The sequence below is a fragment of the Nitrosomonas sp. Nm51 genome (assembly GCF_900111165.1).
GTDB lineage: Bacteria > Pseudomonadota > Gammaproteobacteria > Burkholderiales > Nitrosomonadaceae > Nitrosomonas.
Map to the genome: position 1 here is coordinate 20,879 of NZ_FOGH01000034.1, position 7,197 is coordinate 28,075.

The 7,197-nt window shown below is 52.6% G+C and carries 4 protein-coding genes and 1 pseudogene; 3 read left to right on the plus strand and 2 right to left on the minus strand.

Annotated features, from left to right (window positions below):
* Positions 1-9: 9 nt before the first annotated feature.
* Positions 10-1,890 carry a M48 family metallopeptidase gene (locus tag BMY60_RS10850; RefSeq protein WP_090333577.1) on the plus strand — a complete coding sequence of 627 codons (1,881 nt, stop codon included), beginning with the start codon at positions 10-12 and terminating at the stop codon, positions 1,888-1,890.
* Positions 1,891-1,976: 86 nt separating this feature from the next.
* Complete coding sequence (locus BMY60_RS10855) at positions 1,977-5,615, plus strand: hydantoinase B/oxoprolinase family protein (RefSeq protein WP_090333578.1); 3,639 nt, start codon at positions 1,977-1,979, stop codon at positions 5,613-5,615.
* 167 nt (positions 5,616-5,782) lie between these two features.
* On the opposite strand, the gene BMY60_RS10860 is transcribed toward BMY60_RS10855, so the two are convergent.
* Entirely contained in the window at positions 5,783-6,184 is a 402-nt protein-coding gene (locus tag BMY60_RS10860) for a hypothetical protein (RefSeq protein WP_090333580.1), read from the minus strand.
* Positions 6,185-6,542: 358 nt separating this feature from the next.
* Between BMY60_RS10860 and BMY60_RS10865 the strand changes: the two genes are divergently transcribed.
* Positions 6,543-7,049 carry a low molecular weight protein-tyrosine-phosphatase gene (locus BMY60_RS10865; RefSeq protein ID WP_090333584.1) on the plus strand — a complete coding sequence of 169 codons (507 nt, stop codon included), beginning with the start codon at positions 6,543-6,545 and terminating at the stop codon, positions 7,047-7,049.
* A gap of 13 nt (positions 7,050-7,062) precedes the next feature.
* On the opposite strand, the pseudogene BMY60_RS10870 reads toward BMY60_RS10865, so the two are convergent.
* Positions 7,063-7,197 (minus strand): annotated as a pseudogene (locus BMY60_RS10870) (IS630 family transposase); the annotation flags it as partial.

Sequence of the window (7,197 nt, forward strand, 5' to 3'; positions counted from 1 at the left end):
TGCCGGGGCATGAATTTTTTTGAATTACAGGACAGGGCGCGGCACAGCACGGCCATGCTGGTTGTGCTGTTTTCGCTGGCCGTTTTTACGCTGATTGTTCTGGCCAATCTGTTGGTGATGGTTGCGTTCGGCCATGTCAATACGCAGCAACTGACGCTGGAAACTTTTCAGCGGCAGTTTGACTGGCATACGTTTTTGAAAATCGGCCTGGGTGTGCTGGCGATTGTCGCCTTTGGCAGTTTGTACAAAATATACAGTCTTAACGGTAGTGGCGAAAAAGTTGCCGAGCTGATGGGCGGCGCGTTGATTATCGACGGTAGCGGCGATACGTCCAGGCAGCGGGTACTGAATGTGGTGGAAGAGATGGCGATCGCGTCTGGTACGCCGGTGCCGCCTGTTTATCTGTTGCATGAAGATGGTATCAATGCCTTTGCAGCCGGTGATTCGCCCAGCAATGCCGTGATCGGTATTACGCGCGGAGCGATTGAGAAATTGAGCCGGGATGAATTGCAGGGCGTGATCGCGCATGAATTCAGCCATATCCTAAACGGCGATATGAAATTAAACATCCAGCTGATCGGTATTTTGCACGGCATCATGATTCTCGGCTTGATTGGTTACTATTTGCTGCGTACAGGCGGCCGCTCCAGAAGCACCAGGAATGGCGCAGGTGTCGTGGCGCTGGCTCTGGGTTTGGTTGTGATCGGCTACGGCGGCACTTTTTTTGGCAATCTGATCAAGGCTTCAGTAAACCGCCAGCGTGAATATCTGGCGGATGCATCTGCCGTGCAGTTTACCCGCAATCCGAATGGCATATCCGGCGCGCTCAAACGTATTGGCAGCGATGCCCTGGGTTCGGCATTGCAAAACCCGAATGGCGCGGAAATCAGTCACGCGCTTTTTGGGGACGGTATCAGGCACACATTCACCGGTCTGTTCGCCACCCATCCGCCATTGGAAAAACGCATCCGTCAGATTGAACCCGATTGGGACGGAAAGTTCGATGTTCAGCCAATCGCAGCATTGCAGGAAGTGGAGAGATTGCCTGCACAAGCGGCGCGCCACAAAGCAGCCGGATGGATGGCCGGCGGCGCCTTTGTGGGCAGAATCGGCCGGTTAAACGATGCGCAAGTCAATTACGCGCATCAGGTGTTAAGCGAACTGCCAGCTGAAATCAAACAAGCCGCGCGTGATCCGTTTGCCGCTCGCGCCTTGATTTATTTTATGGTGCTGGATAACGCGCCGGCCATGCGCCAACAGCAGTTGCGGCATTTGGCCGCGGCGGCGGATGACGGCGTTTATGCCGAAACCGTCAAGCTGACGGAAAAATTCGCCAAACTGAAACTGGCGTATCGATTGCCGGCGCTGGATATTGCGCTGTCGACATTGCGTCAGCTGTCAAAACGGCAATATCTGCTGTTCAAAAAAAATCTTGATGCCCTGGTGGCGATGGATGCCCGGATTCGTCTGTTTGAATGGACGCTGCAAAAGATTGTAGTACACCACCTGGATATCGCATTTGAGGAAAAGAAGCAGCTGTCGGGACAGCTGAAACTGTCGCAGGTGCAACAGGCGTGTGCCCTGGTTTTGTCTTTATTGGTGCATGCCGGGAAACCGCAAGCGGTAAGTAAGGAACATGCTTTTGCAGTGGCCAGGGAAAAACTGGCCGGTCTGGATGTTGTATTATTGCCAGCCGGCGAACTGAAGCTGGATAGGGTTGGCGAAGCACTGGATCAGCTGGCGCAACTGGCGCCGCTGACAAAACCGTTGCTGCTCAAGGCATGTGCTAAGGCAATTGCCGCGGATGGGCAGGTGTCGATAGCGGAAGCCGAATTGTTTCGTGCAATTGCCGATCTGATTGATTGCCCCATGCCGCCATTGGTGTGTTGATTACGTTGAAAAACCGCAAAGCGGATCAGTGATGTATTATTCATCAGTTCGATCATTGAATTTTCCTTCGTAATAACCGGGATTTTATGTGTGATCCGCAATTTGGCGCCACCCACGATAAGCAATGGCAATTCTGGATAGACCGTGGCGGCACGTTTACCGACATTGTGGCGCGGTCGGCTGAAGGCGAACTGAAAACCTGCAAACTGTTATCCGAAAACCAGGAACAGTATTGCGACGCGGCGCTGGCGGGCATTCGCAGGGTCCTGGGTGTTGCATCGAGTCAGGCTGTTCCGGCGCATTTGATTGCGCATGTCAAAATGGGCACGACGATTGCTACCAATGCGCTGCTCGAACGCAAAGGTGAGCGTGTGGCGCTGGTTATTACCAAAGGTTTCGCCGATGCATTGCGCATCGGCTATCAAAACCGCCCGCGATTATTCGACCTGAATATCCAGTTGCCGGAAATGCTCTATGAAACCGTTATTGAAGCGCAAGAGCGGATGGGCGCGAATGGCGAGATCATTGAGAAGCTCGACGAGGCAGTCCTGACCGCTGAACTGCGCCGCGTCTATCTACAGGACATCCGCGCGGTGGCGATTGTATTTATGCATGGTTATCGTTTTCATGCGCATGAATTGACGGCTGCGCGCATTGCCAAAGACATCGGCTTTACGCAGATTTCCGTCAGCCATCAGGCCGGCCCGCTGATCAAGCTCGTGTCGCGCGGCGATACCACGGTGATGGATGCATACCTGTCTCCGATTCTACGGCGCTATGTCAACCGGATTGCGTCTACATTGGGAGATACGCAGTTGTTGTTCATGCAATCGAGCGGTGGCCTGACGCAGGCTGACCGGTTTCAGGGCAAGGACAGTATTCTGTCCGGCCCTGCGGGTGGCGTGGTCGGTATGGTGCGTACCGCGGTACAGGCAGGTTTCAGCAAGGTGATCGGGTTTGACATGGGCGGCACATCGACCGATGTGAGCCACTATGACGGCAGTTTTGAACGAGTTTACGACGGTCAGGTGGCCGGCGTGCGCATTCGTGCGCCGATGATGGCGATCCATACCGTTGCTGCGGGTGGCGGCTCAATCGTGCATTTTGACGGCAGCCGCTTCCGTGTCGGTCCGGACAGCGCGGGCGCGAATCCCGGGCCTGCGTGTTACCGGCGCGGCGGTCCACTGACGGTGACCGATTGCAATGTCATGCTCGGCAAAATCCAGCCGGACTTTTTTCCGTATATCTTCGGGCCGGATGCTAATGCACCACTGGATGCGGCCATTGTCAGGAAGAAGTTTGCGCAACTGGCCAGCGAAATAACGGCGGCGAGCGGCAAAGACTTTACGTCAGAACAGGTGGCGGAAGGCTTTCTGCGGATCGCGGTTGAGAACATGGCCAACGCGATCAAAAAAATTTCGGTGGAAAAGGGCCATGACATTACCCGCTATGCGCTTAACGGTTTTGGCGGCGCGGCGGGTCAGCATGTCTGTCTGGTGGCCGATGCCCTGGGCATGGAATCAATCGTGATTCATCCGCTGGCAGGCGTGCTGTCTGCGTATGGCATGGGACTTGCCAATATCACCGCCATTCAAGCCGAAACGGTGGAAGCGGCGCTTGATGCGCAAACGCTGCAAGCGGTCAGCCAGACGCTGGACAGGCTCGCGCAGTTGGCGCAGGACGAGGTCGTCAATCAGGGTATTGCGCCTGAAAAGGTCACGCTGATCAAAAAAATCGATTTGCGTTATCAGGGCACCGATACCGCGTTGACGGTGTTATTCGCGCCGCTTGCGCAGCTGCAAGCGGATTTTGCCGGACTGCATCAGCACCAGTTCGGTTTTATTCAGCCGGACCGCAGTCTGGTGATTGCCACAATATCAGTGGAGGCCATTGGCGCGACGGCTGATACAGAAGGCGATAGACGAGTCTGCGTTGATCCGAAGACCGATACCGATGACAGAACGCAACCAGCCGGTACCGTCTGTATGATCAGTGGCGGAAAGAACCATGCAGTATCGGTATACATGTCGGGGCAATTACAGACAGACAATGTGATCCGGGGGCCGGCAATCATCAGCGACGCCAATGCGACTATCGTCATTGAGCCGGGCTGGCAGGTGGGTCGCCGGATTAATGGCGAGCTGATTTTGACACGCCATGAGCCGCGGCCGCAGCGTAACAGTATCGGTACAAAAGCCGATCCGGTAATGCTTGAAGTCTTCAATAATCTGTTCATGTCGATCGCCGAGCAGATGGGAGCGACGCTGGCGAATACCGCCTCGTCGGTCAATATCAAGGAACGGCTCGATTTTTCGTGTGCCATCTTCGACCGCAGCGGCAGTCTGGTCGCCAACGCGCCACATATGCCGGTGCATCTGGGCAGCATGGGGGAAAGCGTCAAAGCCGTGATAGCCGGACATGCCGGTATGAAACCCGGCGATGTCTTTGCGATCAATGCGCCGTATAACGGCGGTACGCATTTGCCGGATGTTACCGTGGTCACGCCGGTATTTGATGAACAGCGCAGCCAGGTGATTTTTTATGTCGCTTCGCGCGGCCATCACGCCGACCTCGGCGGCATCACACCGGGTTCCATGCCGCCCGACAGCACAACGGTTGAGGAAGAAGGTATACTGTTTGACAACTTACAGATCGTGCGTAATCACCAGTTGCTGCGTGAAGAAATCCATCAATTGCTCACCGGCGGGCCATACCCGGCACGCAACCCGGGACAGAATATCGCCGATCTTGGCGCACAAATCGCCGCCAACGAAAAAGGCGTCCAGGAACTCATACACATGGCCGGTCATTTTGGCCTCGATGTGGTTCAGGCGTATATGCAGCATGTGCAGGACAACGCCGAGGAAACCGTGCGGCGCGTGCTGGATGTTCTTTCCGACGGCGAATTTGTGTATGAAATGGATGACGGTTCTATCATTTGTGTCGCAGTCCGCATCGACAGACAGGCGCGCAAGGCTGTGGTCGATTTTACCGGCACCGCCGCGCAGCGCCCCAATAATTTCAACGCGCCGCTGCCGGTGTGCCGTGCAGCCGTTTTATATGTGTTTCGCACACTGGTGAACGACGACATCCCCCTCAATGCAGGCTGCCTGAAACCGATCGAAATCATCGCGCCCGCAGGCTGCATGCTTAACCCGCAATATCCCGCAGCCGTGGTCGCCGGCAACGTGGAAACCAGTCAGTGCGTAACAGATGCCCTTTACGGCGCGCTCGGTGTCATGGCTGCTGCGCAGGGAACGATGAATAATTTCACCTTCGGCAACGATCAGTACCAGTATTACGAAACGATTTGTGGCGGCGCAGGCGCGGGTCCCGGTTTCGACGGCCAGAGTGCCGTGCACACGCACATGACCAATTCGCGCCTGACCGACCCCGAAGTGCTTGAGTCGCGCTATCCGGTCAGACTCGAAAGCTTCTCAATCCGTCCAAATTCCGGTGGTAAGGGCCGCTACACAGGCGGCAACGGTGTTATTCGCCGCATTCGTTTTAATGAAGCCATGCATGCGGCGATCCTGTCCAATCATCGGCGTATTGCTCCCTTTGGTTTGCAGGGAGGGCAACCGGGGAAGCCGGGCCGCAATTGGGTGGAGCGCAGCAATGGTGTTGTCGAAGCACTGGACTCCACTGCCAGTGTGCAGCTTGAGGCAGAAGATGTGGTGGTGATTGAGACGCCTGGAGGTGGAGGATATGGATGTAAGCGTTAGCGATAAGTTTCTATATAAGCTTCGATATTGGATTGCTATACCTTCTTTTTAATGGTTTTTATTTTGGGGTGTGTCGTCATGTGTTATGTGCAATTCTGCTTGTTTTTCGGGCAAAAGGATCAGGTTTTTGTGCCATTAAGCCATTCGTCATACTGTAAAAGGCGTGCCTATCTGAGGGAAACGCGCCTTTCATGGTCAATGCAAGCAACATTACTCAGGTCTTCCGCACAAACATTGCAAGTGAGAACTTGGGAGACCGTCACGGTTTCTTTAACGCGGGTATTCCTGGCCTGGTCCTTATTTTCGCTTTTTCCCTTGCCGTTACTGCCGGGATGACCCAAAGCTGATTCATCTTTTTCTGTCTGCGAGGTTGGTATGCTGGAATTCTTATTGTTCTTTTTGGTGCTGCGCTCAAGAAAGATAGCCAGAATCAATTCAACAACCATGAACAAGCCATTCATGACCGCTTGAATCTCAGTGGATATTTCTCCTTCAGTGTTAAGCCGATCAAAGTCCGCTTTTAAACGGCTGACTTCTTCTCTAACTGAAGTTTTATCCAGGCTTGCCACAATAATATCAATGGATTGTTCTCAACAAATCCATCATATCATGGCTTTTTTGACGCATCATTTGTCCGCTGACTGAGCTCAAACGAGCCTGCCTGAGCAAAAAACCAAAGTTGCAATTACAATAGCTTGTCGTTACTTACAGACAGTTATTGTGGGAGTTTCTTGCTATGGTGCGAAATCAAATTTTTACCGACTAAAAACCTGTCAAGTGTTTTTTAACTTTTTTTGGGGGATTAGCAGTTACCAAATAACTTTATATTAAAATCCGTATTCCATGATAAATAACATGTTTTTGACCAGACGGTTTCTAAAATTGTATAATGACATTTCTGAAACAATTCATTATACAGATCCGCTTATGAAACCAAAGTCCAAAAGCCAAGTTAAAGTGCTTTTCGTCTGCATGGGCAATATCTGCCGCTCACCAACTGCGGACGCCGTGTTCAGATACACAGTAAAAAAAGCCAACTTAGCGCACGCTTTTTTTATTGATTCTGCCGGAACGCATGCCTATCATGTTGGTAATCCTCCGGATCGCCGCGCGCAAAGCTCGGCTTTAAAGCGCGGCTATCAAATGGATAGTTTGCGCGCCCGCAAAGTTCACCGGGATGATTTTGCAAAATTCGACTATATCCTGGCAATGGACAATGAAAATCTTTCGCTTTTACAGCAACGTTGCCCCGATCAGTTCAGCCACAAGCTTGAATTAATGACGCGTTATAGTACCGGTACCTATAGTAATCACGAAGTGCCTGATCCTTATTTCGGCGGCGATCAAGGTTTTGAAGTGGTGCTTGACATGATTGAGGAGGCCAGCTCGGGATTGCTGGAGCATATTTGCAGTCGAGAAGAAACGCAAAACTAGTACATCGTCCACCTTAAAATGACGGATAAAGATGTTTTAATTTAATGCGGGCATCTTCCGTCGTAAAGCGCCAGTTCATTTCACTGTTTTTCATGTTTCTTTGCTTTACCCATGCGTCTACTTCCTGAGTCAAATATTGCCTGTGCGC